Source organism: Pseudomonas sp. SAR267 (genome assembly GCF_052077595.1).
Lineage (GTDB): Bacteria > Pseudomonadota > Gammaproteobacteria > Pseudomonadales > Pseudomonadaceae > Aquipseudomonas > Aquipseudomonas vlassakiae.
The window spans coordinates 106,533-130,333 of sequence record NZ_JBQIHU010000001.1; the positions used below are offsets into that span (position 1 = coordinate 106,533).

Genomic DNA, 23,801 nt, shown 5'->3' on the forward strand with positions numbered 1-23,801 from the left:
CTTACCTGCGGTCGACTGCGCCAAGCTGCGGATGATTCAGAGTTTTTTTGAACTACCGGGCGACTGGCCATCTCCCAACCTACAGACAGGGGATGATTCGGAGCCCGCCATGGCCAAACCTCTCGAAGAATACGAGCGCAAGCGCGATTTCAACGCCACGCCCGAGCCCAGCGGCAAGGGAGGCCGAGGCAAACGCGCTCACGCATTGCAGTTCTGCATACAAAAGCATGATGCCAGCCACCTGCACTACGACTTCCGCCTGGAACTGGACGGCACCCTGAAGAGCTGGGCGATACCCAAAGGCCCTTCGCTCGATCCAAAGGTGCGGCGCCTGGCGGTTCACGTCGAGGATCACCCGCTGGACTATGCCGACTTCGAGGGGCATATCCCGGAGGGGCACTACGGTGCCGGCGATGTCATCGTCTGGGACCGCGGGGTATGGGAGCCCGAAGGCGATCCTCGGCAGGCCTATGCCAAGGGCAAGCTGCGCTTTCGCTTGCAGGGTGAGAAGCTGGCGGGCGTATGGAACCTCTTTCGCACCCACCTGGCGGGCAAGAAAGAGCAATGGATGCTGGTCAAGTCCCACGACGGCGAAGCCCGCAGCGAAGACGACTACCGCATCGTCGAGGCGCAACCGGACAGCGTCATCAGCGACCGCACCCTGCATCCGCGTGCTGCGCCTGCAAAGCCGGCCAAAAAGCGCGCCGGCAACGCGGCCAAGGCGACGCTGCCCGATCGATTGCAACCCCAGCTGGCAACCCTGGTCGACTCGCCGCCAGCGGGTGACTGGCACTATGAAGTGAAATTCGATGGTTATCGCATACTTGCCCGGATAGACGGTGACGATGTCCGCCTGTTCACCCGCAATGGCCACGACTGGACGGCCAAGATGCCTGGGCAAGTCGCGGCGCTGCGGGCATTGGGGGTGGATCGCGCCTGGCTCGATGGCGAGATGGTGGTCAACGACGAAAACGGCAAGGCCGACTTCCAGGCCCTGCAGAACGCCTTCGATACCGAGCGTGATGAACAGATCTGCTACTACGTTTTCGACCTGCCGTATCTAGGCAATCAGGACCTGCGCAAGGTGCCCTTGCAGGAGCGGCGTGAGGCCTTGCGCCGCTTGCTCGAGCACAGTGAATCGGAGCTGCTCAGGTACTCGCAGGATTTCGACCAGCCTGTCGACTCGTTGCTCGACAGCGCTTGTCGGCTGGAACTCGAGGGCCTCATCGGCAAGCGCGCCGACAGCCCCTATGTCGGCCGGCGCAGTGCCGACTGGGTCAAGCTCAAGTGCAAGCAACGCCAGGAATTCGTGATTGTCGGCTACACCGACCCCAAGGGCAGCCGCACCGGCTTCGGCGCGTTGTTGCTGGCGTTGCATGACGACGACAGCGGCGAGTTGCGCTACGCCGGCAAGGTCGGTACGGGCTTCAGCGCCACCACCCTGGACAGCATCCTTGCCCGCCTCAAACCCCTGGAGATCGACAAGCCTGCCCTGCCCAAGCCGCCTACCGGGGCCGAGGCGCGCAGCGTACATTGGCTGAAGCCACAGTTGCTGGCTGAAGTTGCCTATGCCCAGATGACCCGCGACGGCGTGGTGCGCCATTCGGTATTCCACGGGCTGCGCGACGACAAGCCAGCCACCGACATCGACCTGGAGCGCGCCATGCCTGGCAAGAGCGTACCCAAACGCAAGCAAGCCGAGCTGCCGGACGACCTCGGTGAACTGCGCCTGACCCACCCTGACCGCGTCATCGACCCCACTGTGGGTGCCACCAAACGCCAGGTCGCCGAGTACTATGCGGCAGTCAGCCAGTGGATACTGCCGCAGCTCAAGGGCCGCCCGGTCGCACTGGTGCGCGCCCCCGATGGCCTGGGCGGCGAGCTGTTCTTCCAGAAAAACGCCGGCCAGTTGCACATCCCGAACGTGGTCAGTTATGACAAGGCCGAGGCTGGCCAGGCGGCAATGGTCATCAATCGCCCCGACACATTGCTCGGCGCCGTACAGATGAACATGCTGGAGATGCATACCTGGAACGGTACCGACAAGGACTTCGACAAGCCTGACCGCTTCGTGCTCGACCTCGACCCCGACCCTGCGCTGCCGTGGAAAGCCATGCTCGAGGCCACGCAACTGACGCTCACCCTGCTCGACGAGCTCGGGCTCAAGGTCTTTCTGAAAACCAGCGGCGGCAAAGGCATGCACCTGGTGGTGCCGCTGACACGGCGTGCCGGCTGGGATGAAGTCAAGGATTTCAGCCACGCCATCGTCAATTACCTGGCCAAGTTGTTCCCCGACCGCTTGAGTGCCGTATCAGGGCCCAAGAATCGGGTCGGCAAGATCTTCATCGACTACCTGCGCAACGGCAAGGGTGCCACTACCGTCTGCGCCTACTCGTTGCGGGCGCGGGAGGGGCTGCCGGTTTCGGTACCGATCTGGCGTGAGGAACTGGGCCTGCTCAAGGGCGCCAACCAATGGCACATCGGCAACCTGCGCGAACGCCTGGCCGAGGTGGACGACCCATGGGCGCAGATGGGCAAGACCCGTCAAACCATCACCGCAGGCATGCGCAAGAAAATGGGGCTGGCATGAGCATCATCCAGGATTTCGACCTGAACAACCTCGATCGTTTGCTTCGCGACTTCTGCGAGCGACCACAACCCTTGAACCTCGACACGCAGCTGCCGCAACTGATTCAGGCGTTACGCGCCGATCAGCTGGACCTGCTGCCATTGCCTGGTCAGGGCAGCACCTTGAAGCGCTGGCAGACCCTGGCCCGGGTGGCAGGGTGCGACCTGGCCTTGGCCAAGTTGTATGAAGGGCATACCGACGCGATGGCGATATTGGCCGAATGCGGGGCCGCCCACCTTGTCGCCGACGGCATATGGGGCGTCTGGGCTGCTGAGCCGCCCGAAGCGCGCGCGCAGATCGTGGCGCGTGAGGGTGACAGCGTGCGGTTGGCCGGCCGCAAGGCCTGGTGTTCAGGTGCGTTGCAGATCGACCGGGCGTTGATCACCGCCTGGGCCGAGGGTGACCAGCCGCAGCTGGTGGCCATCGAACTGTCGCAACCCAGCCAGGGCCTGAACATCGAAAGCTGGCAGGCAGTGGGCATGGGCACTACCGCCAGCATCGAAGTGACCTTCGACAACTCCCCTGGCACTGCCATCGGCCGCCCCGGGCAATACTTGTCGCGCCCGGGGTTCTGGCATGGCGGCGCCGGTATTGCCGCCTGTTGGTACGGTGCAGCGGAAGCTCTTGCGGATTATCTGCGCGCCTACTGTCGCAACCCGCACCCCGACGTCCATGCCCAGGCCCACCTCGGCGCGGTCGATGCTGCCTTGTATGGCGCCCGCGCCGCGTTGCGCGAATGTGCGCAATGGATCGATCAGCACCCCGACGCGGATGCCAGTTTCGAAGTGCGCCGCACCCGCGCCCAAATGGAGCAGGCGGTCGAACACGTCATCAACCACGTCGGCCGGGCGCTGGGCGCGAGCCCATTTTGCCGCAACAGTCATTTCGCCCGCCTCAGTGCCGACCTGCCGGTCTACCTGCGTCAGAGCCATGCCGAACGGGACCTCGCCGCGCTGGGCCAACAGGTAGCACAGGTGCCGGCAGGAGCTTGGCAACTATGAATGAAGACCTGATCCAGGCCAGCAGCGGTACGCCGTGGTCTGCCTGGCAACACGCGGCCCACCTGGCCCGTGCCACCTGGATGTCCCCGCAGCAGCTCTGCCCACCTGGGCGCCGGCTGGTACTGGTCGCACCGCACCCAGATGATGAGATCCTGATGGCGGGCGGCCTGCTTACCCACTTTCGCGGCCGTGAGGCTGATCTGCTGATCATTTCCGCAACCGATGGCGAAGGCAGCCACCCGGGCTCGGCGCAGTGGAGCGAGCATCGCCTGCGCCGTCAACGGCCACTGGAGAGCCGGCAGGCCTTGGTTCAGCTTGACCTGGACCCCAACCGCCTGGAATGGCGCAGGCTCAACCTCAAAGATGGCGGCCTGCCCCGTGAAGAAGCGTTTCTCACCAACCACCTGTCCCAGTGCCTGCGCCCCGACGACCTGTTGATGGCGACCTGGCGAGGCGATGGCCACTGCGACCACGAAGCGGTTGGCCGAGCAGCAGCCCAGGCCGCTCTGGCGCGCGACGCGCAGCTGATAGAAGTGCCGGTCTGGGCCTGGCATTGGGCGCAACCGGATGACCCGCGCCTGCCCTGGCCGCGCGCCCACCGGGTGCAACTCGGCGAAGCCAGCCTGGCACGCAAACGCAAGGCGCTCGCCGCCCATGTCAGCCAGCTGGTACCAGACGGCGCGCAGCCTGCGGTGCTGCCTGCGCACTTGCAGGAGTGCCTGCTGCAACCTTTCGAACTGGTGTTCCTGTAAACGGAGTAGTCATGAGCCTCGATGCGCAGTATTTCGCCGATTTGTATGCCGCTACCGAAGATCCCTGGGCATTTCGCACCCGGTGGTATGAAAAACGCAAACGCGAGCTGGTGATGGCCAGCCTGCCGCGCCAATGCTATCAACGGGTGTTCGAGCCTGCCTGCGCCAATGGCGAACTGAGTGCGCTGCTGGCTGAGCGCTGTGCGGAGCTGCTGTGCCAGGACCTCGATCCCACCGCTGTGCAGCTGGCCCGCCAACGCCTGGCCGAGGTGCGCAATGCCTCGGTAGAACAAGCCAGGCTACCGGGTGACTGGCCTGGAGGGCGCTTCGACCTGATCGTGCTGAGCGAGGTCGGGTACTACCTGGACCCCACCGATTGGCTGCAGGTGATCGAGCAATCGGTCGCCAGCCTGAGCTATGACGGCGGACTGCTGGCCTGTCACTGGAAGCATCCAATCGCCGGTTGCCCGCAGGATGGTCGGGAAGTGCACCAGTTGCTGGCCAAGCACCTGCCGCTGTTTTCGGTTTACCGCCATGAAGAGGTCGACTTCATGCTTGAGTACTGGTCATGCCAGCCCAGCGTGGTCGACCTGGATGAGACCTGCCCATGATCGGCGTGGTGATCCCCGCGCATAACGAAGCGCGGCGCCTGGGGCGTTGCCTGACCGCAATGGCGGCCGCCGTTGCCTTGGCCGAACAGGCTGGCCATACGGTACGTGTGCTGGTGGTGCTGGACCGCTGTGTCGATGCTAGTGCCCGGGTGACCGCCCGCTATGGTGTGGATGCGCTGGAGGTCGAGGCGGGAAGTGTCGGCATGGCGCGCCGCTTGGGGGCCCGTTGGATGCTCGAACGCGGTGCCAGCTGGCTGGCCTGTACCGATGCCGATAGCCAGGTGCCGGCGCACTGGCTGCTGTCGCAGTTGGCGTGTGCGGCCGAAGTGGTGTGCGGCACGGTGCATATCGCCCGCTGGCAGCCTTGGCAACGGGCGGCACTGCGTAAGCTGTACCTCAGCCGCTATGAGGCACGGGAAGGCCATCGGCACATCCATGGCGCCAATCTGGGTGTGTGCGCGCGCGCCTATGAGCGGGTTGGCGGCTTTCAGCCGCTGGCGGCACATGAAGATGTGCAGCTGGTGCGCGATCTTGAGGCTGAGGGCGCACAGATCGTCTGGACTGCCAGGCACAGCGTGGCCACCAGTAGCCGCATCGACAGCCGGGCACGGGAAGGTTTCGGGGACTATCTGGCGAGTCTGTAGCTGCCTGTCCCGACCTGTTCACGGGAGAGCCCGTCAACAGGCCGGGACAGCATTCAGGAGGCTTTGCGCGGGCGCTTGGCGGGTTTCTTCTCAGGGGTTGCCTTCTTCGTTGCCTTGCCACCCAGGCTGCGTTTGAGCAGCTCGGTGAGGTCGATGATGTCGGCACCCTTCTCGGCGGCCCCACCTTCGCCCTTCTCGACTACGGCGATCTTGCCCTTGCTGGCCTTCTCTTCAACCAGATCCATGATGGTCTGGCGAAAAGCGTCGTGATACTCGTCGGGCGTCCAGGGGCCGCTCATGTCCTCCACCAGCCGCTTGGCCATGTCCAGCTCACGCTTGTCCAGCTTGCTGTCGGTCACGCTCTTGTCCAGCTCCAGCGTTTCCAGCCCCCGCACTTCCTCGGGCCAGCGCAGGGTGATCATCACCAGCGCCTGGTCAAGCGGGCGCAGCAGTGCCAGATGCTGACGCGTGTGCAGCACGACCGTGGCCAAGGCGACCTTGCCGGTACTTTCCAATGTCTCGCGCAACAGCGCATATACCTTGCCGCCGCGTTTGTCCGGGCTGAGGTAGTAAGGGGTATCGAAGTGCTGGAGCGGAATCTCGCTGGCTTCGACGAACGAGAAGATGTCGATGGTCTGGGTGGCTTCGGGGCGCGCCTTGCGAATCTCGTCTTCGCTGATGACCACATAACGGCCTTTTTCGTATTCCACGCCTTTGACGATGTTTTCCTTGTCGATGTCCTTGCCGGTCACCTTGTTCACCCGCTTATAGCCCACCGGCTCCATGCTGCGCTTGTCGAGCCAGTCGAAATCGACTCGCTCGGTGCGCACGGCGGTGTTGAGCGAAACGGGAATATGCACCAAGCCGAAGCTGATTGCGCCTTTCCAGATAGCCCTGGCCATGAGCGCCTCCTACGGTTGGCCGGGCTGGCAGTAGCGCAGCGTGCCGCAGCGCTCGCAGCAATGGCACTGCAACCCGGAAATTTTGACCTCAGGCATGGCGCGCCAATGGCAACCACGCAGCAAGCAGATAATGCTCATCCGTCACCTCCCTGCCCAAAATGCCGGGCCCTTTCATCAACTGACTGCCGGAGGTGCGGAAGGTTTATTCCAGTTGCGCCTCAGTGCGACTGGCTGAACAGCACACGTTTCAAGGCTTCGGCCGCCAGATGAACCTGCACCGCCCAATCGCCGGCAGCATCGCTGCCCGCGTCGTCGGATATGTATTTCAGGCAGAGCAGCCCGATACCCTCGTCGCGGGCGATCCGGGCCAGCACATAGGCCTCCATGTCGACCACGTCGTAGGGCGCTTCGCCATGGCCGGTTTCAAAGCTGTCACCGCTGCCGCACACGCCCAATGGCACACCAGGCTGTACCAGACCATGCTCGAGCACGATTGGCAGCTGCGAAAGCGGCGTTTCATAGCGGGCGAAGCCGAGGGGTGTCGCGTCCATGTCGCGCTGTACGAAGCGGTTGCAACACACCACTTGGCCCTTGCCGTAACGTTGGCTGCCCGCCGACCCAAGGTTGACGATCAGACGCGGGCGCTGGCGCTGCAGTGCCTGGGTCAGCGCGATCGCTGCGTTAACCTTGCCGATACCGGTGAACAGCACATTGCAGCCGGCGAAAGCGCTGCCCGCCTCGTCTTCCAGGGCGAAGACAAACAGGATGTCGTCCAGTGGGATGTCATGCAGCATGAGGGGTGTGGTCATGGAGTGGGTCCGGGTGGCTGGCGAAATGCGCAGCCATTGTCAGCCAAACCCGAAGGATTGCAAGCCGATGAACTCAGGCAGCGCTGCTGGCCGCTGTGCATGACCCTTGCTGCAGCACCAGGTCGATCACCTGGCGCTGCGCCTGGGCAGGGTTCAAGCCGTTGTCACGGGCCTGGCGCAGGCAGGCCAACTGCCTGTCGGCACTGTTGCCATCGCGCAGGATCTGCCGGGCGCGCATGAAACCCCGTTCGGCGTCCACGGTGTCGACCGGAAACTGGCTCTCGAGCTGAGCCAGCCAGCCCTCGGCCGTGACCGGCTGTTGCGCGTCGATACCAATGAATTCGGCATGCCTGCCGTGACGCAGGGCTCGCCAGTAGTTTTCCTGAGTAACCCAACGAAGCTCCCGGACCAGCGGGCCACACGGGTGACGATACGCCAAGGCATGTTCCACAAGGTGGCGGAACAACGCGGCGATGCACAACGCATCTTCGATGTTGGGGCAGGCATCGCAAATGCGCAGCTCCACGGTCGGAAAGCGTCGCGAGGGCCTGATAGCCCACCAGAAGTCACCGTCGTCAGCCATCGACCCCGTGCGTTGCAACAACGCCCGATAGCGCTCGTAGGCCGCCCAGTCGGCCAGCGGCTCTGGCAGCCCCATGTGCGGCCACTCGCCGCAAATCACCCGCCGATAACTCATGTAGCCGGTTTCCTGCCCCTGCCACAGCGGTGACGATGCGCTCAATGCGAGGAACAGTGGCAGCCAGCCCACCAGGCGATTGATCAATTGCATCCGGTCGCAGCCCCCGGGCACGCCTACGTGGACATGCAGGCCATTGACCAGCGACCTGCGTGCGACGTGGCGGTAATCGTCGAACACCTGCCGGTAGTGCGCCGAGGACCTGGGCTTGTGCTTCAGCCACGGCGCATTGGGATGACTGGCAGCGCCATACAGGCCAATGCCCTCTGCGGCCAGGGCTTGCTGCAGACTATGACGGCTCAGGGTAAAGAACTCGCGGGCCTCCCCTGTTGAGGCGAGCACCGGTGAAACCACCTCCACCTGGCTACGAAACATCTCTTCGGTGAAGTGCTTGCCCAACACCTCACGGCAACGCCGGGTGACGGTCAATGACGGCGTCACCGGCACCCGGCCGCTGGAAAGATCCACCAGCAGGTATTCTTCTTCTATGCCGAACGTACAAGGCGGCGTCATGGCGTTACCCATTGCGAGTAACGGTCAGGGCGACTGCGGCGATGCGCTCGACCCGCTCATACCCCGCTTCATCCAATTGTTCGCCGAACACGTCGGGGTCGATTTCCCGATAGCTCCACGACCATTGCGGGCCGGCCAGGCGCAAGCGCACGGCCTCCAGCAGTGCATCTCGACCGTCGATGATGGCAACCCCGGTGTACAGCAACAACGAGCCGTGGGCGCTGAGGCGTTCACACGCCTGCTCGACGATGCGCAGCGACAGTTCTGCGCCCAGCGAGCCACCACCGTGGCGATACGTCCGTTGCCCGGCATCGAGCATGTAGGGAGGGTTTGCCACGATCAGGTCGAAGGTGCCGGTAATCCCATCGAGCACGTCACTCGGTTCCACCGACAAGTTGCTCACCCCGGCCAAGGCAGCGTTGATCGCGGTGTAGCGCAGGGCCAGGGGGTTGATGTCGACCGCGCTGACCTGGGCATGCTGCGCCGCCCGGGCAATGAGCAAGGCGCCTACACCGCTGCCACAGCCGATGTCCACGGCGTGCTGTACGCGCGTATGGCGGCGTTGCAGATGGTCATGAATGACGTGGGCGAAGCGGTAGCTGTCGGGGCCAAGGAACACCGCATCACTGGCCTCTGTCGGGTACGCGGAATGCACCAGCAACAACTCGTCGAGGCTGGCGAAGCGGACCTTGCTGCGCAGCAAACCCTCTGCCTCGGTGAGTAGCTGCGCTTGCTGCAGTTGCTGCAATTCATCAGCTGACAGCAGAGACGGCGCAAAGGGGCGGCTCCAGCCAAACACATCACGCAAGGTCGTCGCGCGCTCGGCACCTGCGCGCGCGTTGTTGCGCCCATGGGTGGCAGGCGTCACACAGCTAAAGCGGTAACCGTCGGCACGCAAGCGTTTGCCCAGTTGCAGCAGCGCCTCATCGGCGCGAGCTTGTTGAGGTTCCAGCATCATCAGTGGGGCTCCTCCTGAGCGAGACCGGTGGCTTGCAGATAGGCCCGGGTGGCCAGCAGCCCGTCCGGGGACGCATGGCGATTGCCAAGCATGCGTTCGATCAGGGCAGGGATGTCCTGATTGGCGGGTAACGGGCCTGGCGCTGCGTCGATGTCCAGGCTCGGCTCCCAACTTCCGGGTTGCACACGGCGCAGCGGGGCTTGCCAGTCAGCCGCTATCCAGTCATGCCAGAGCTGCTTTTCGTAAACCGTGAACACCCCGTACATCGGTGCCGCCGGCCCTTCGATCACCTTCCACCAACGGCTTTGGCTGGGGTCTTCGCCGCGCCTGATCCATCCTTGCTCGCACATGGCGTCAACAAAGGCAGGCATCGCGCCCGGCTCGGCCAGCCACTGGTTGATCGTGCGCTTTTGCAAGCGGCAGCGGTCGGCATGCATGAAGCGCCCGTACAGGCTTTTTTGCTCCAGCGCAGCGATGAGCTGCGCGTGCAGGTCGAAACTGGCAATCAGGCTGGGAGTGTCGATGCCCAGGTCATTGAGGCGATAGCCTCGACGCACACGCGCATAGAAGTCTGCTTCTTCACCCGCGGGGCATAGTTGCTGCACAGCTTGGATCGACTTCTGCGCATGACCGCTGGCAGCGTTGTCGATGGTCACATGCAGCTGGAAATAATGGCCATCGATGCCCAGTTCCGCCAGTTCATAGGTGGTGATCAGCAGGTGCAGCGGCGGCTGTTCATAACCGAGGTTGTAGCCGATCACCTCGGGCAGGAAGCGCTCACTGTGTTGGCCCAAGGCAAGCTGCAACGCACCTTGCAGATAACGGTCATCAGGCAGCAACAGCGGATGCGACCCGAGGCGGCTCAACAGACGCTGATAGATCAGCACGTGATTGCAGCGCGGGTCGCCGTTGCCCAGCTCTTCCAGATAGGTGCGGATCAAGCCGTGGTAGCGCGGGTCTGCCCAGTGCTGCAAGGTGCCCTGCAGCCAGGCGCCGTCCACGGCCTTGGTCGGCGCCACCTGCTGCAGAAACCACATTGCCTGTGAGCGATTGCTGAAATAGCGCCGCGGCGCGCCACGCTGCCGTTCGGCAAGATAGGCGGCGTAATCGCTGGCCACCTGGGCGGCATGCTGCGTACTCCACTCAGCCAGCTTGCCCGGTGAGTCCGGCAGGTCGTCTTGCAATTGCTCGGCGCGTGCGAGCTGTTTTTCAAGCCAAGGGGCGGCGCACGCATCAAACCCTTCCAGCATGGTCTGGTAACGCTTAAGCAGGCAGTCCGTCGTCGGGGCTGCGGCGGCGGCGGCAAGGTTGCGGGTCATTACCGTCATGCCATGCTCCTCATGCAATCATTGGCTTTTGTCATCTCGCGGCATCGGCTCTGGATCCGGAGCAGGTTGCGGCGCGGGTTTTTCGTCATGCTGCTGCATCTGCACCGACGCCTTGCTCGAGTCGTTGTCCTTGCCAGGATGGTTGTTGTCGCGGTCGAAACAGCCGCCGAGCAGCGTAAGGCTGCCAAGCAAGACGATCAGGGGCTTCAGGTGCATAGGACCTCCCATTGCGGTCAATCGCGATGCCAGGTTGCCCTGGCACCGCGTACCCTGCGTTACGAACGGCCGCCCTTGCGGCTCGACTCGCTACTGCTGCTGCGCCCGCCGCCAGAGCTCTGGCCGCCTTTGCGCCCTGCTTCGGATGCTTTTTCGCGGTCGTTGGCGAAGTTGCCTGGGTTCTTGTTGCCACCCTGGCTGCCGGTGCGGCTGTTCTCTTTGCTGGCCATGGTCTCTCACCTCTTGTGGCTTCGAAGGTGCACGGCGCTGCGCCGTACATAAGGTGGGAGTTCGGCCATAACGGGGGATTCGTTTTATTGCGAAGGGTTCGGACCGGCGGCGTTAAATAAGCGGCGATAGATTATTTGGCGCGCCAGCCGATTCTGCCTGGCGCTGCCGCCTTCCCAGCCAGGCGCCGGTGAACGCCCAGCCTACCGCCAGCACAGAGCCGATCAGCATCGCCAGCTGCGGGTGATCAGCCAGCAGGTCCAGGCCACGTTTGAACCAGCCACTCAGGGCATCGCCACCGCGATAGACCACGGTGTCGAGAAAATTCTTCGCCTTGTATTTGTCTTCGGCCGGCAACACCGTGAACAACATCTCGCGGCCCGGCCGCACCAGCGCGTATTCACCTGCCCGGCGCACCACCATGACCACCACGAAGACGGCGAATACGGGCGCCAGGGCCAGCCACACGAAGCCGGCAGCCATCACCAGGGGTACCGCCACCAGCAACACCCCTACCCCCAAGCGCCTGGCCAGGCGGCCGGTGAGAAACACCTGAGTGAGGACCGCCAGCGCTTGCACCAGGGAGTCGATCAGGCCGAACACCTGGGTCTGGCGGGTACGATCGGTGAAGGTTTCGCTGACGATGCGAGCCTGTTCGAAGTACAAGAACGTGCTGACGCTGGCGAGCAGCGTCACGAACAAGGCAATTGTCAACAAATACGGCGAACGCAGCACGGCCAGCGCGCCAGCGAAGGGATTGCCACCCAACGGGCGCGACGAGGGCTGTTCATTCGCTACGGGAAACGGGTTGCGATCGCGCCAGCGCTGCAATACGAGGCAGGCGAATACGCTACCCAACAGCAACACTCCGGCCAGAAGCACTAACCCGGCGTGCCCCAGCGGCGCCACCAGCAGGGTGCCCAGGATCGGCCCGCTCAGGCCTCCCAGGCTGGCCCCGGCGGCCAGCAGGCCGAACAAGCGCTTGCCTTGCTCGGTGGAAAACAGGTCGGTGAGCACGCTCCAGGCCAGCGAAATGCTCAGCAGGTTGAACACGGACAGCCATATGTAGAACGCCCGGGCATTCCACACGTCCTCTGGATCCACTGCAAACAGCACAGCGAACAGCAACAGGTTGCTGGCGAAGAAACCATAGGTCCAGGGCAGGATGTGCCGGCGACGTACCTTCGAGGCCAGCCAGCCGAACAACGGCAGGCAGGCCAGGGTGGCAACAAACGTACCGGTGAACAGCCATTGCAGGTTGTCGACACCGCCCGCCACACCCATGGTTTCGCGCACCGGGCGCAGCATGAAATAGCCGGTGAACAGCAGGTAGAACAAAGACAACCCAGCGATGACTGCCGGGCCCTCGCCTGGCTCGATACTCAGCCCCTCGTCCAGGCGCTTGCGCCAGTTGCCCATGGCTTCAGGCGAACTGCTTGATCAGCGCTTGCTGTTGCGCCTGGCTGAGCAAAGGCTCATGCCCTGCCTTGAGCTGGTCAAGCTGGCGCTCAGGACGCCCGGTCGCGGGGATGACCGTCGTCACGGCCGGATGGCTGATGGCGAACTTGAGAAACAGCTGCGCCCAGCTGCCGATTCCGGCCTCGGCAGCCCATGCCGGCAAGGCCTGGTCCTTGACCCTGGCGAACAGCCGACCGTCGTCGAAGGCTCGGTTGACCAGCACGGCGACGCCCTTGTCCTGACACAGCGGCAACAGTTCGCGTGCGGCGTGCGGGGCATTCACCGAATAGTTGATCTGGATGAAGTCCAGCGGCTCGCTGCGGACGATGCGCGCCACGTCTTCGTGGCCACTGTTCAGGTAATGAGTGATACCGACGTAACGGGTCTTGCCCTGCTGCTTGAGCTCGCGTGCGTAGGGCAATTGGGTTTGCCAGTCGCGCAGGTTGTGAATCTGCAACAGGTCGACCGTGTCGGTACGCAGGCTCTTGAGCGTGCCGGCCCATTGCGCCTGGGCTTCGGCCTGGCTGTCGGCGGCGATCTTGGTGGCGATGAAGCACTGCTTGTGCCAGCCACCCTCCTCCAGCAACTGGCCGAGGATGCGGTCGGCGCCGCCATAATTGGGCGAGGTGTCGATGACCTTGCCGCCACCGTCGAAGAACGCCTTGAGCACCACCTTGAGCTGCTGGTACGCGGCAGAGCCGGCCTCGACTTCAAAGCTGCCAGAGGTACCGGCACCAATCACCGGCAAGGCCTCGCCTGTGCTCGGGACCTTGCGCGTCAGCAATCCGCCAGGGCCGGCGGCCTGCAGCCATGGGCTGGCGGCAACCAGCGCCAAAGCCGCACTGGCGCGTAGGACATCGCGGCGCTTGTACATGGCAAAGCTCCCGTCATAAGTCGGAAACTTCCAAGGCTAGCCGCTCTATCCTACGCCGGCAGTTGATTCTGTATCTGGATGTTTTGTAATCAGGCCTGCAGCAGCGCGCTCAGGTCCAGACCCGCCGCAGCCATGGGTGGGCACCAGTAGTAGCCGCCGGTCAGCGGCCGGCTGAAGCGGTACAGGCCGTCGATGATGCCGTCTTCCAGGCCGCTCATGCGCCGCAGTTGCACTTCGAAGGCATCGAAGCTACGGCCCAGGGCGACGAACGCCAGGCCTGCGCCGCGGCTGTCGGCCCAAGCGACCGAGCGGCGCACCATGAAGGCCTCGGGCGCGAAGCTTTCCTGGGCAGTGCGCTTGACGTGGGCCGACTCCGGCGCATCGTCGAGTTCTTCGTTGTCGCTCAGGCGGCGGCCGATGATGTTGTCCTGGTCGGCCTGGGGCAGTGACTTGAAATAGTCCAGGTCATGTTTCCACAGCTGGAAGGCGGCAAAGCTGGAACCGGCCAGCCCCGGCTGCTCGCCGGCCAGAATGGCGGCGTCCACGGCATCCAGGTCCACCGGGTTCTCGGTGCCGTCCTGGTAGCCGGTAAGGTCGTGGCCACCGCGGTGCAAAAAGCCGTCGACGCTGTCCGCCAGGCGCAGTGCCGGGGCCAGCGCCTGTTCCAGCGCCTGGGCCTGGAGCAGCAAATCACCGCGCTCGTTGCCGCGCAGCCACAGCCACAAGGCGTGTTGGGTGCTGGGGTTTTCCACCGCGGCATCCAGCTGCGGGAAGGCGCGCAGGCCGGGTACGTCACGCCCCAAGGCTTTCACCAATGGCGCACCGATACCGAGGATCAGGTTCTGGCCATCCACCTGCGGCAGCAATGCATCCAGTACGGCAGGCAACGCCTCGGGCGACTGCAGGGCAAAGAACAGGTGGCGGGCGTGGGCCGGCACAGGGGTGGCAAGCAGACCTTGCTGGAACGGCATGACAGGCTAATCCTCGGCAAAAAAGCGGAATGCTACTGCGCCGGAGCGCCCATCGCAACGCGGCATGCAGACGCTGTGCGGCAGGGTTCACAGGCAACCCGGTAACAAACGGTTACCAAGTACTGGCGCATTGCGATTAGCCAGCCCGCAAGGCCGGCCTAGACTGCCTGCATCCTTTGCCCGAGTGCCCGCCGATGACCGCCTCTCCCTTGCTGACTGCATTCCTTCCTCTGGCGCTGGGCATCATCATGCTCGGCCTGGGCTTATCGCTGAGGCTGGCCGATTTCGCCCGCGTGGTGAAATACCCGAAACCGGTGGTGGTCGGCCTGTGTTGCCAGATCCTGCTGTTGCCGCTGGTGTGCTTCCTGATCGCCAATGGCTTTGCCCTGGAGCCGGCGCTGGCGGTCGGCCTGATGCTGCTGGCAGCCTCCCCGGGTGGCACCACTGCCAACCTGTTCAGCCACCTGGCCCACGGCGACGTAGCGCTGAATATCACTCTGACAGCGGTCAATTCGCTGATCGCGATCCTGACCATGCCGCTGCTGGTGAACCTGTCGCTGGGGTGGTTCATGGCATCGGACCAAGCGATCCCGCTGCAATTTGCCAAGGTCATGCAGGTGTTTGCCATTGTCCTGCTGCCGGTGGCCCTGGGCATGCTGATCCGCCATTGGGCGCCGCGCTTTGCTGCAGCCATGGAAAAACCGATGAAACTGGTGGCCGCGCTGTTCCTGGCATTCACCATCGTGCTGGCGTTGGCCAAGGATTGGCAGACCGTCGTCGCCTACGCTCCGGTGGTGGGCCTGGCGGCCCTGCTGTTCAACCTGATCAGCCTGACGCTCGGCTACTGGGTACCACGGCTGGTGAGCATCCCCAAGCGCCAGGCCATTGCCATCGGCATGGAAATCGGCATCCACAACGGCACCCTGGCCATCGCCCTGGCACTGAGCCCATCGTTGCTGAACAACGCCACCATGGCCGTGCCAGCCGCGCTCTACAGCCTGATCATGTTCTTTACCGCAGCCGGGTTTGGCTGGTGGGTCAGCCGCGGTCGCGTGGCAGCCGCGCCTGCAACTGGCGCTTGAGCACCTTCAATGGCGGCGCATAGAAAAAACCGAACGAAACGCTGCCCGTGCGCCCCTTGACGGCATGGTGCAACTGATGGGCGCAGTGCAGCCGCTTGAGGTAGCGGTTGACTGGCCGTGGCTTGCGCGGCCAGTGGCGGTGAAAGAAGCCATCATGGGCCAGTACGTACAGCACCCCATACCCGGCCACGCCAGCGCCCACCCACTGCAATGGCGCGTGGCCGGCCTTGCCCAGGGCGATCAGCGCCGTGGCGATCAGGCCCAGCGCCACCAGGTACAGGTCGTTGGTTTCCAGCATGCCCAGCTGCGGCTCATGGTGCGAACGGTGCAGCCACCAGCCCCAGCCATGCATGATGTACTTGTGAGCCAGCGTGCCGACACCTTCCATGGCCACCAGGGTGCCGAGCAGCACGGTGAGATTGAACAGCATGTAACGGTCCGGGGTATGGCGGAAAATGGCGCTAGGGTACCGATTACCCAGGTTTATTTCCACGCAGGCGTGACCGGCTGTAGGGCATTTCCGAATGGATTTCTTGTCATGTTTTTACCCTTGACCCAGTGCTGGCGGCGGCGTAAGGTCCGCGACGCAATTTCGCATCCCTGAACAGGAGCCCAGCTTTGGACAGTAGCCCCAGTCGCTTGCGACAGGCCCACACGGCGAGCTAGTCCGGCAGCCTCCTGCCACTGTCTCGCCATTGGCCAGGCGGTGGAAATCTCCAGCCTTCGACGGCTTTCCCCTCTTCCCTTTCGTGGTCCTGCGCATTTTCTGGTTATTCAACCGTGCGGGCGTGTGCCCGTGGAAGAGGTTTGCTATGGATTGGAAAGTCTTTCTGCTGCGTGTCAGCATTGCCCTGCTGCTCGGCGCCCTGATCGGTGCCGAACGGCAACTGCGCCAACGCCTGACCGGGCTGCGTACCAACGCGCTGGTCAGCACCGGTGCCTGCCTGTTCGTGCTGATGACCCAGGCGGTGCCAGGCATGGCCCCCAACGATGCCTCGCGGGTGGCCGCCTACGTGGTGTCGGGCATCGGGTTTCTCGGTGGCGGCGTCATCATGCGCGACGGCTTCAATGTGCGTGGCCTGAACACCGCCGCCACGCTCTGGTGCACCGCCGCGATCGGTGTGTTGTGCAGCCTCGGGCTGTTGCTTGAAGCAACGCTTGGCAGCCTGATGGTGCTGTGTGCCAACATCCTGCTGCGCGATATCGCCCAGCGGCTGGACCGCCAGGAGGTGCTGCCGGCCAACGAGGTCGATCAACGTTTCGAGGTGCGCATCGTCTGCCGCGCCGAAGACGAGATCCAGGTGCGTAGCCTGATGCTGCACAGCCTGGGCGACCCACAGTTGCGCCTGCAATCGCTGCACAGTGAAGACTTGGCCAACCCAGCCCGCCTTGAAGTGCGAGCCGAACTGCTCGGCAACCCGCAGGCCCCGGCACAACTGGAGCGGCTGGTGGGTCGGGTGAGCCTGGAAAAGGGCGTCAGCTCGGTGCGCTGGCAATTGCAGCCACAGGCACTGGCGACAGACTAACGCTCATCGCGCAGGTGACGTTCCTTCTGTTCCTGGCGCTCCTTGGCTTCGATGCACAGCGTTGCCGTGGGGCGCAGCAGCAAGCGACGCAGGCCGATCGGCTCACCGGTTTCCTCGCACCAGCCATATTCACCTCGCGCCAGCCGCTCCAGGGCCTGGTCGATTTTATCCAGCAGCTTCTTTTCCCGCTCCAGCGAGCGCAGCCGCCATTGCCGTTCCTCCTCGGCACTGCCGATATCGGCCGGGTCACTGAGCACTTCCTGCTCACGCAAGGCTTGGAATTCCACGTCGATACGCGCTTGCAGGTCGGCGCGCTGGCCAAGCAGCATGTTGCGGAAAAATTGCTGTTGGACTTCGTTCATATAGGCTGCGGGCGCCTGGCGCAACAGTTCCTCTTCGGTCATCACGGCAGTCTCGGGTCGCTGGGAAAACGTGAATGTTACGTTATAACACCACCATTGCAAGCCATGGTCACTCATCGCAGACTAGTGTCAGCCCACAGAGAACATTTCATGCACATACGCCCTGCCCTGCACTCAGACATCCGCCAGTTGATCGCCATCGAACAATCAGCCGCACAAGCGTTCTTGCGGCTGCCCGAGCTGGCCTGGCTGGCCTGTGCCGAGGGGCTGGACGAAGAAACGCACAAGGCCTTCATTGACCACCAGGGCACTTGGTTGGCCGAGGATGATCAGGGCACCGCCCTGGGTTTTGCATGCCTGAGCCTGGAGGGCAACGCGCTGCACATACATGAACTTTCGGTACGTTTACAGGCGCAAGGGCAAGGTATTGGCAGGCAGTTGCTCGACCAGGCCTGTGCCGTGGCGCGGCATCGGGGAGCCCGCGAGCTGACCTTGTCCACGTTTGCGCAAGTCGCCTGGAATGGCCCTTTCTATGCGCGATACGGGTTCGAGGTGCTCGACGAAAAGCACTTGGAACCAAGGCTCCAGGGCATTCTGGCAACCGAGCGTGCGCATGGCTTGTCAGGGCGATGTGCAATGCGCCTGGCACTGGCCTGAGCGGTCATCCGCCGCTTTCTGCCAAAGCAGCTGCCACCGTATAACCATCGCGCCCCTGCCGCTTGGCCTGGTACAAGGCTGCATCGGCCGCCGCCATCAGGCTTTCCGGCGTACACCCGTCTTGTGCCGGATGGCCAACCGCGATCCCGGCACTGGCCGATACCACTCCCAAGGGGCTGCCGGCATGGGGGATTGCCTGGCGGCGCAGCAACTGCATGACCTCATCGACGACCAGCTCGGCGCCTGCTGCATCGGTGTCAGGCAGCAACATGGTGAATTCCTCACCGCCATAGCGCACCGCCAAGTCCGCCGGCCGCTTCAAGGCTTGCTGCAACAACTCGGCAAAGCGCCGCAGGCATTGATCGCCAGCGGGGTGACCATAGCGGTCGTTGTACAATTTGAAGTAATCCAGATCGAGCATCACCAGCGCTACCGGGTAACCCTGGCGGTGAGCCCGCTTGAGCTCGGCCTCGAACACCGCATCCAGCCGCCGGCGGTTGCCGAGCCCAGTCAGGCTGTCGGTCAGTGCCAGTGACTTGAGGGTCTGGTGCGCCTGGTGCAGCGCCCGTTCGATGGCAATGCGCTCGCGCAGTTGGCGCAGCACGACCCAGCCGAACGCCGCCAGGCCGACCAGCAATAGCAGCAGTACCGCAACCGACTTGATGACATCGTACCGCCAGGGCGCGATGATCGACTCCCGTGACAAGCCGGCCTCGACCACCAGCGGGTAACTCGACAATGCCCGGTAGGCATAGAGCCGCGGGGTGCCGTCAATTACAGCCACCGCCTCGGCCAGGCCTTCATTGGCATAGGGCAGGTAATTGCGGAACACTTCACTGTTGGCCAGGCTGCGCCCCACCACCTGCTCCACGAACGGCCGGCGAACCAGGATGGTGCCATCGCGCTTGGCCAGTACCAGCGCGCCTCGTTCATCGATCTTGAAATCTCCGTAGTAGCGCACAAACCAGTCCACCTTGATGGTACCGAGCAATACCCCGGCGAAGCTGCCGTCAGGGTTATCCAACCGGCGCGAGATGGGAATGATCAGGTCGCCAGTGGTACGGCTGCGCACAACCGAGCCGATCTGCACGCTGCGGTCGGTATGCAGGCGGTGATAGATGAAGTAGTCGCGGTCGCCATTGTTCGCCTTGGGCGGTATCGCGGCGCGGTCTGTCACCACCCAGCTACCGTCCGGAGCAAAGACGAACAAGCCATGCAGCTGCGGCATGATCGCCATTTGCTGAGCCAATAACGCATGCAGCCGAGGGCGGTCCAGGTGGGCGAAACCGTCGCCTTCGATGCGCTCGGCCAGTACAGCGGTGATCGCATCCACCTGGCGAATGGCATCCTCGGCATGCTGACTGGTGGCCCTGGCGAGGTTGGTGACCATGTTCTCGGCATTGCTGAATGCGTGACGATAGTCGCGCCAGGTACGCCAGCCCTCGACCAGCACGAATGCCAGCATCATCACCGCCATGAACGACAGCACCAAGCGGAACAACGCCACGGCACGGCCCTCGCCGCTGGCTGTGATCAGCCCGTCCTCGTCCTGCTTTCTGGCCGCACCCATGGAAGTCCTTGTCCTCAAGCGTATGCCCGTTATGACTATAGTTCAGCGCCCAGGTGCCTTTCGATGGTCGACCGGCGCCGAGAAAAACGAAACCTTTGCTCGTCATCGCTGCTCAACCGTACGCGACACTGAGGTCGCGCCAACGGTTATGAGGAGTCAGGCATGAGCAATTTGTTCATCAAACGCGCTGGGCTGTCGCTGGTACTGGGCATGGCATCGCTGCAGGCACTGGCCGCCACTTCCGACGATTTTGTCGAGGCCGCCACCGAATCCGGCATCGCCGAGGTGGTCACCGGGAAGCTGGCCCTGGAAAAGAGCCAGAACGCCGAAATCAAGACATTTGCCCAGCAGATGGTCACCGACCACACCGCGGCTAACCAGAAGCTCGGCGACATCGCCCGCAAGCTGGACATCAGCGTGCCGGACGAAGCGGCGCTGACCGACAAAGTGAAGAAGATGATCCTCGAATGGCGCGACGAGTCGTTCGACAAGTCCTATGTCAACAACCAGGTCGACGCCCACGAAAAAGCCGTGGAGCTGTTCAAGAAGGAAGCGGCGTCTTCCGACAAGCCCGAGCTGAAAGCCTTCGCCAGCGAAACCCTGCCAAAGCTTGAACACCATCTGGAGCAGGCCAAGGCACTTCAGGCCACTCACGGCAAGTGACCGCCCGACGACACGAGGCCACACATGACTAACGATGCATTGCGAAGCGAAATTCTCACCCGCCTGCTGCACGCCCACCCGCAAGGGCTGGGCAAGGAGTTGCTGGATAACTATCGCGGTGAGAAGGCCGTGGCCGGCATGCTCAAGACCCTGCAGGAGCACGGCCTGATCCAGGATGGCGCAGTGGCGGTCGACGATGACCACCAGATCAGCGTGCACTATCCCATCAAGCTGTCGGCGGCGGGTGTCGAAGCGGCCAAGCAAGTGGAGGGTTGAGGCTCATCCGCCCCATCGCTCGCAGCGCGGCGATGGGGCGTGCCGAATCACCGGCCCTTGTGGTTTTTTTCCACGTCCTGTGGCGGTTTTGCCGGCCCTTGCGGGTCCACTTGCGGATCGCTCAAGTCCGGAGAATCCGGGTCAAACCCCAAATCGTCCTGTTTCTGCGCATGGCCTGAAGAATGCGGGCCATGCTGATGCTGCTCTGGCTTTTTCATGTTGCGCGCTCCCGGGGAATGTCTACGGAAGAACGCAGTCGCAGCAGGAAGTTTGATTCAATTGCCGGCTTGCTGCGCCTTGAGTGCATCAAGCGCCTCATCGCGTTTGCGCAGTTCGTCCTGCATCTGCTGCAACTGCATGCCCTGCTCCGAGCATCGCGCACGGTTGTCTTCCAGGCTTTGCGTTTGCGCCTGCAATTGCCGCCGCATTTCATCGCTAGCACCCTGCGCCTGGGCAAGAATGGTCCGCAACCCCTGGATCTGCGCATCGCGCTGCTCGAGCAAGACGTCTTTGGCCTCGCATGCACTGGCCGCCTGGCGATGTTCGCCGAGCATCCGTTCGTTGTCGCGGTGCAGGCGGGTCAGTTCCTCCTGTTTGGCGTTCATGCCTTGTTGCAACTGGCGCAACTCCAGCTGCAATTGCTGGGTCTGCGCTTCGTGGCGGCGTTGTTCCTGTTCGCGTTGTTCGCGACTGGCGCTGCGGTAATGCTCCAGCGCTTCACGGGCATGGCGGTGCTTGTCCTCCAGCGAACGCACCTGCTCTTCCTTGTCGGCCAGGCGCAATTGCAATTCACCCACGGATTGACCGAGGCTGGCGCTGCGCAACTGCTCAGCCTGCAGCGAATGTTGCGCGGTCACCAGGCGCTCCGACTCGGCAGCCAGCGCGGCGGCCTGGATTTGCTGTTGCTGATGCGCTGCGGCGAGTGCCTGCTGCGCCAGCTGCAACTGCGCCACGAGCTGATCACGCTGCTCGTTGAACGCGGCTTCGGCCTGCTCGATACGGGCGTCGCCTTCCTCCTGCACCTGCGCGGCCAACTGCGAAACCAGCCTGGTCAACGAGTCGCTCAGGGCTGCCTGCCCCTGCAACGCCACAGGTTTTGGCCCTTCGAGCTCTTTCAGGTAGCGGTGAATGGTGGTCTTCGATCCGGTATTGCCCAGCTCGATACGTACTGCATCGATGCTGGGGTACTCCCCCCGGGCGATCAGCACTTGCCGCGCCTGCTGCACTACCGCCTTGTTGATACCGCCCCGGGCCATGTGTACTCCTCGAATTTAAGTAACATGGTACGTACCACGTAATAAGGCGTGAATGTTCTTCTTTGCCAGGCAGGATTTCAAGTGAAATCTACGGTTCGATAATCGAGAGTTACCGCATTGCCGGGCTCAAGCGGAACGCTCTTGCGGCGCGGAACTGCCTGGGGTACGTATTCGATCGGCGGCGCCCGGCTGCTGGGGATGGCACTCTCCACCAGCAAGACTGCCTCTGGGTCTACAGCAACGAACCTGCCGAGCCTGACATACGGTATGCGACCGGAGCGCCGTGCGGTTCATATGCACGGCGATTTACAAAACCTCGCCCAAAACGCGCGATTGAAGGCTTAGCCCGGCCTCAGCCCACGCCATCCAGCCCCATTTGCCAGAAGTCAGCTTCGAGCCGCGAAGCCTGGCCAAAGATCTGTGCCAGCTCGACAAACCGCTGCTCGGTCATGCTCCGCGCCGCCAGTTCATCCAGATACTTGCGCGCCGCCGCTGCCACCCCCTGGTAAGCCTCGCCGGCATATTCGCCAATCCACTCCCGGTACGGGTGTTCACTAAGGTCGCCAATGCGCTCCGCCAGCGTGCGACCGATCTCGGCGTAACCAATCACGCACGGCGCCAACGCCACGTGCAGCTCGAGCAGGTCACCGGCCGCGCCGCAGTCGAGCACATAACGGGTGTAAGCCACGGTCGCCTGGTGCTCAGGCGCAGCCTGGATATCAGCCTGCGACAACCCCCAACGCGCGCACAGCCGCACGTGCAGTTCGGTCTCGTCGAGAATGGCCGCCAGGCCCGCCTGGGCAGCGCGGATATCCGCCGGCAGGCGGCTCTTGTAGGCAGCCAGGGCCCAGGCGCGGGCAAACTGGATGAGGAACAGGTAGTCCTGAATCAGGTAGGTGCGGAAGGCCTCTTCCGACAAGGTGCCCTCGCCCATCTGGCGCACGAAGTCGTGGTCGACATAGCTGTTCCACTGCCCGGCCGTAGCAGCCTTCAAACGCTCGAAAATATCCATGCTCATGCCTCCTCGCGGTAGACGGCGTCGAAGAAGGCAAGCTCCAGTTCAACGGTACGTGCGTAGAAATCACTGGCCAATGCGGCCTCCTGAGGGCCGACACGGTCCAGTTCGGACTTCAGGAACGCAACGAAATCGCAGAACGCCGGGTTGTCGTGCAGGGTGATCCATTCGGCGTAGACGAAGTTGGCCGGCAACGGCTTGGGTGCCTTGAGGGCCCAGTCCAGATACAGGCCTTCGGCAACGTTCAGCACGGCCAGCGCGGCGGCGTAGGAACGGGTGGCCGCGGCCTCGCGCATGATGGCCTTGAAACCAGCGGTAGGTGCAGTGTCTGCGGGCTCGGTACGCTGCGCCGGGCTGACGTCCAAGGCTTCGAACGCTCGCAGGAAATAGGTGTTCTCGTCGCTGGAGATCATCCCCGCGAAGCGGCCGAAACGCAGGCGGGCTTCATAGGTGTCGGCGGTGGCTATGGCGGCGCCGAGCAAGGTCAGGAAGCTGTCGAGAAAGCGGTGATCCTGGACCAGGTAGCGGACCATGATCGGATCAGCCACGCTGCCGGCGCAGAGTTCGGTGACGAAGCGATGGCTGACGGCCGCCGACCAGGTCGGCTGGTTCTGGCGTTGCAGGGTTTCGCTGAAGCGTTCGGTCATGGTGAGGCCTCGCAGTGAGGCCGGCAAAAGGCAGGTCGGCAGTCCCATCCCTTCGCCGGCATTATCCGGATCAGGTTCGAAGGGTCACCGCGCTGCAGCTGCCAGCGGTTTCTCAGCCCGTTGCCGGGCTCCCCTTGGTGGGCAACATGTATACAG

27 protein-coding genes, 1 pseudogene and 1 riboswitch are annotated in these 23,801 nt (G+C 63.3%); of the genes and pseudogenes, 10 read left to right on the plus strand and 18 right to left on the minus strand.

Translation table 11 applies throughout. From position 1 onward, the window contains the following. Positions 1-109 precede the first annotated feature (109 nt). From ligD to ACTORR_RS00645, 5 genes are read left to right on the plus strand one after another with little or no spacing between them, the layout of a single operon-like run. Complete coding sequence (gene ligD, locus ACTORR_RS00625) at positions 110-2,590, plus strand: DNA ligase D (RefSeq protein ID WP_313364452.1); 2,481 nt, start codon at positions 110-112, stop codon at positions 2,588-2,590. Continuing rightward, positions 2,587-3,630, plus strand: a complete 1,044-nt coding sequence (locus ACTORR_RS00630) for an acyl-CoA dehydrogenase (RefSeq protein ID WP_441343424.1) — start codon at positions 2,587-2,589, stop codon at positions 3,628-3,630. The genes ligD and ACTORR_RS00630 overlap by 4 nt, the downstream gene beginning before the upstream one ends. Further along, positions 3,627-4,382: a PIG-L deacetylase family protein gene (locus tag ACTORR_RS00635; protein WP_313364454.1), complete on the plus strand. Its 756-nt coding sequence runs from the start codon at positions 3,627-3,629 to the stop codon at positions 4,380-4,382. Before ACTORR_RS00630 ends, ACTORR_RS00635 begins: the two co-directional genes overlap by 4 nt. 11 nt (positions 4,383-4,393) lie before the next feature. Next, entirely contained in the window at positions 4,394-4,993 is a 600-nt protein-coding gene (locus ACTORR_RS00640) for a class I SAM-dependent methyltransferase (RefSeq protein WP_313364455.1), read from the plus strand. Continuing rightward, entirely contained in the window at positions 4,990-5,637 is a 648-nt protein-coding gene (locus tag ACTORR_RS00645; RefSeq protein ID WP_054884511.1) for a glycosyltransferase, read from the plus strand. Before ACTORR_RS00640 ends, ACTORR_RS00645 begins: the two co-directional genes overlap by 4 nt. 53 nt (positions 5,638-5,690) lie before the next feature. Here the strand turns inward: ACTORR_RS00645 and ku are convergent, their stop codons facing one another. From ku to ACTORR_RS00700, 11 genes and pseudogenes are all read right to left on the minus strand, one after another. After that, a complete protein-coding gene (gene ku / locus ACTORR_RS00650) occupies positions 5,691-6,539 on the minus strand; it encodes a non-homologous end joining protein Ku (protein WP_313364456.1) in 849 nt (282 codons plus the stop codon). 9 nt (positions 6,540-6,548) lie between these two features. After that, the gene (locus ACTORR_RS00655) at positions 6,549-6,677 is read right to left on the minus strand and encodes a PSPA7_2676 family Cys-rich small protein (protein WP_262108595.1); all 129 of its coding nucleotides are present in this window, start codon (positions 6,675-6,677) and stop codon (positions 6,549-6,551) included. Between the two features lie 80 nt (positions 6,678-6,757). Further along, a complete protein-coding gene (locus tag ACTORR_RS00660; RefSeq protein WP_054884513.1) occupies positions 6,758-7,348 on the minus strand; it encodes a phosphorylase family protein in 591 nt (196 codons plus the stop codon). 73 nt (positions 7,349-7,421) lie between these two features. Next, entirely contained in the window at positions 7,422-8,558 is a 1,137-nt protein-coding gene (locus ACTORR_RS00665) for a carboxylate-amine ligase (RefSeq protein WP_313364457.1), read from the minus strand. Between the two features lie 4 nt (positions 8,559-8,562). After that, positions 8,563-9,516 carry a class I SAM-dependent methyltransferase gene (locus tag ACTORR_RS00670; RefSeq protein ID WP_313364458.1) on the minus strand — a complete coding sequence of 318 codons (954 nt, stop codon included), beginning with the start codon at positions 9,514-9,516 and terminating at the stop codon, positions 8,563-8,565. Next, complete coding sequence (locus ACTORR_RS00675; RefSeq protein WP_313364459.1) at positions 9,516-10,844, minus strand: iron-containing redox enzyme family protein; 1,329 nt, start codon at positions 10,842-10,844, stop codon at positions 9,516-9,518. Before ACTORR_RS00675 ends, ACTORR_RS00670 begins: the two co-directional genes overlap by 1 nt. An 18-nt stretch (positions 10,845-10,862) precedes the next feature. Further along, the gene (locus tag ACTORR_RS00680) at positions 10,863-11,060 is read right to left on the minus strand and encodes a hypothetical protein (RefSeq protein WP_054884517.1); all 198 of its coding nucleotides are present in this window, start codon (positions 11,058-11,060) and stop codon (positions 10,863-10,865) included. 59 nt (positions 11,061-11,119) lie between these two features. Further along, positions 11,120-11,245, minus strand: a pseudogene (locus tag ACTORR_RS00685) (KGG domain-containing protein); the annotation flags it as partial. A gap of 157 nt (positions 11,246-11,402) precedes the next feature. Further along, positions 11,403-12,707: an NTP/NDP exchange transporter gene (locus ACTORR_RS00690; protein ID WP_313364460.1), complete on the minus strand. Its 1,305-nt coding sequence runs from the start codon at positions 12,705-12,707 to the stop codon at positions 11,403-11,405. A gap of 4 nt (positions 12,708-12,711) precedes the next feature. Further along, positions 12,712-13,620: an aldo/keto reductase gene (locus tag ACTORR_RS00695; RefSeq protein WP_441343425.1), complete on the minus strand. Its 909-nt coding sequence runs from the start codon at positions 13,618-13,620 to the stop codon at positions 12,712-12,714. Between the two features lie 89 nt (positions 13,621-13,709). Then, the gene (locus ACTORR_RS00700; RefSeq protein ID WP_197894317.1) at positions 13,710-14,591 is read right to left on the minus strand and encodes a Dyp-type peroxidase; all 882 of its coding nucleotides are present in this window, start codon (positions 14,589-14,591) and stop codon (positions 13,710-13,712) included. A 194-nt stretch (positions 14,592-14,785) separates the two neighbouring features. Here ACTORR_RS00700 and ACTORR_RS00705 point away from each other — a divergent pair, with 194 nt between their 5' ends. Beyond that, the gene (locus ACTORR_RS00705; protein WP_441343426.1) at positions 14,786-15,673 is read left to right on the plus strand and encodes a bile acid:sodium symporter family protein; all 888 of its coding nucleotides are present in this window, start codon (positions 14,786-14,788) and stop codon (positions 15,671-15,673) included. Here the strand turns inward: ACTORR_RS00705 and ACTORR_RS00710 are convergent. Next, positions 15,630-16,103 carry a beta-carotene hydroxylase gene (locus ACTORR_RS00710; protein WP_441343427.1) on the minus strand — a complete coding sequence of 158 codons (474 nt, stop codon included), beginning with the start codon at positions 16,101-16,103 and terminating at the stop codon, positions 15,630-15,632. The two genes, ACTORR_RS00705 and ACTORR_RS00710, sit on opposite strands and share 44 nt — an antisense overlap. 382 nt (positions 16,104-16,485) lie before the next feature. Here ACTORR_RS00710 and ACTORR_RS00715 point away from each other — a divergent pair, with 382 nt between their 5' ends. After that, on the plus strand, positions 16,486-17,199 hold the full coding sequence (locus tag ACTORR_RS00715) for an MgtC/SapB family protein (RefSeq protein WP_054884524.1): 714 nt from the start codon (positions 16,486-16,488) through the stop codon (positions 17,197-17,199). On the opposite strand, the gene dksA is transcribed toward ACTORR_RS00715, so the two are convergent. Continuing rightward, positions 17,196-17,603 carry an RNA polymerase-binding protein DksA gene (gene dksA / locus ACTORR_RS00720; RefSeq protein ID WP_099814936.1) on the minus strand — a complete coding sequence of 136 codons (408 nt, stop codon included), beginning with the start codon at positions 17,601-17,603 and terminating at the stop codon, positions 17,196-17,198. The genes ACTORR_RS00715 and dksA overlap by 4 nt on opposite strands. 108 nt (positions 17,604-17,711) lie before the next feature. Between dksA and ACTORR_RS00725 the strand changes: the two genes are divergently transcribed. Then, positions 17,712-18,218: a GNAT family N-acetyltransferase gene (locus ACTORR_RS00725; protein WP_441343428.1), complete on the plus strand. Its 507-nt coding sequence runs from the start codon at positions 17,712-17,714 to the stop codon at positions 18,216-18,218. A gap of 4 nt (positions 18,219-18,222) precedes the next feature. Here the strand turns inward: ACTORR_RS00725 and ACTORR_RS00730 are convergent, their stop codons facing one another. Further along, positions 18,223-19,788 (minus strand): sensor domain-containing diguanylate cyclase, encoded by a 1,566-nt coding sequence (locus ACTORR_RS00730; protein WP_099814934.1) that lies wholly within the window; start codon positions 19,786-19,788, stop codon positions 18,223-18,225. A gap of 162 nt (positions 19,789-19,950) precedes the next feature. Between ACTORR_RS00730 and ACTORR_RS00735 the strand changes: the two genes are divergently transcribed. Then, a complete protein-coding gene (locus tag ACTORR_RS00735; RefSeq protein WP_054884527.1) occupies positions 19,951-20,451 on the plus strand; it encodes a DUF4142 domain-containing protein in 501 nt (166 codons plus the stop codon). 24 nt (positions 20,452-20,475) lie between these two features. Next, complete coding sequence (locus tag ACTORR_RS00740) at positions 20,476-20,727, plus strand: hypothetical protein (RefSeq protein WP_054884528.1); 252 nt, start codon at positions 20,476-20,478, stop codon at positions 20,725-20,727. 47 nt (positions 20,728-20,774) lie between these two features. Here the strand turns inward: ACTORR_RS00740 and ACTORR_RS00745 are convergent, their stop codons facing one another. The 4 genes from ACTORR_RS00745 to ACTORR_RS00760 form a co-directional block, all read right to left on the minus strand. Continuing rightward, on the minus strand, positions 20,775-20,945 hold the full coding sequence (locus ACTORR_RS00745) for a DUF6021 family protein (protein WP_313364914.1): 171 nt from the start codon (positions 20,943-20,945) through the stop codon (positions 20,775-20,777). Between the two features lie 57 nt (positions 20,946-21,002). Then, positions 21,003-21,983 carry a DNA-binding protein gene (locus ACTORR_RS00750; RefSeq protein WP_099814933.1) on the minus strand — a complete coding sequence of 327 codons (981 nt, stop codon included), beginning with the start codon at positions 21,981-21,983 and terminating at the stop codon, positions 21,003-21,005. A gap of 352 nt (positions 21,984-22,335) precedes the next feature. After that, positions 22,336-23,001, minus strand: a complete 666-nt coding sequence (tenA, locus tag ACTORR_RS00755) for a thiaminase II (RefSeq protein ID WP_313364915.1) — start codon at positions 22,999-23,001, stop codon at positions 22,336-22,338. Continuing rightward, positions 22,998-23,645: a TenA family protein gene (locus ACTORR_RS00760; RefSeq protein WP_054884586.1), complete on the minus strand. Its 648-nt coding sequence runs from the start codon at positions 23,643-23,645 to the stop codon at positions 22,998-23,000. Before ACTORR_RS00760 ends, tenA begins: the two co-directional genes overlap by 4 nt. A gap of 30 nt (positions 23,646-23,675) precedes the next feature. Beyond that, positions 23,676-23,790: riboswitch (TPP riboswitch) on the minus strand. Positions 23,791-23,801 lie beyond the last annotated feature (11 nt).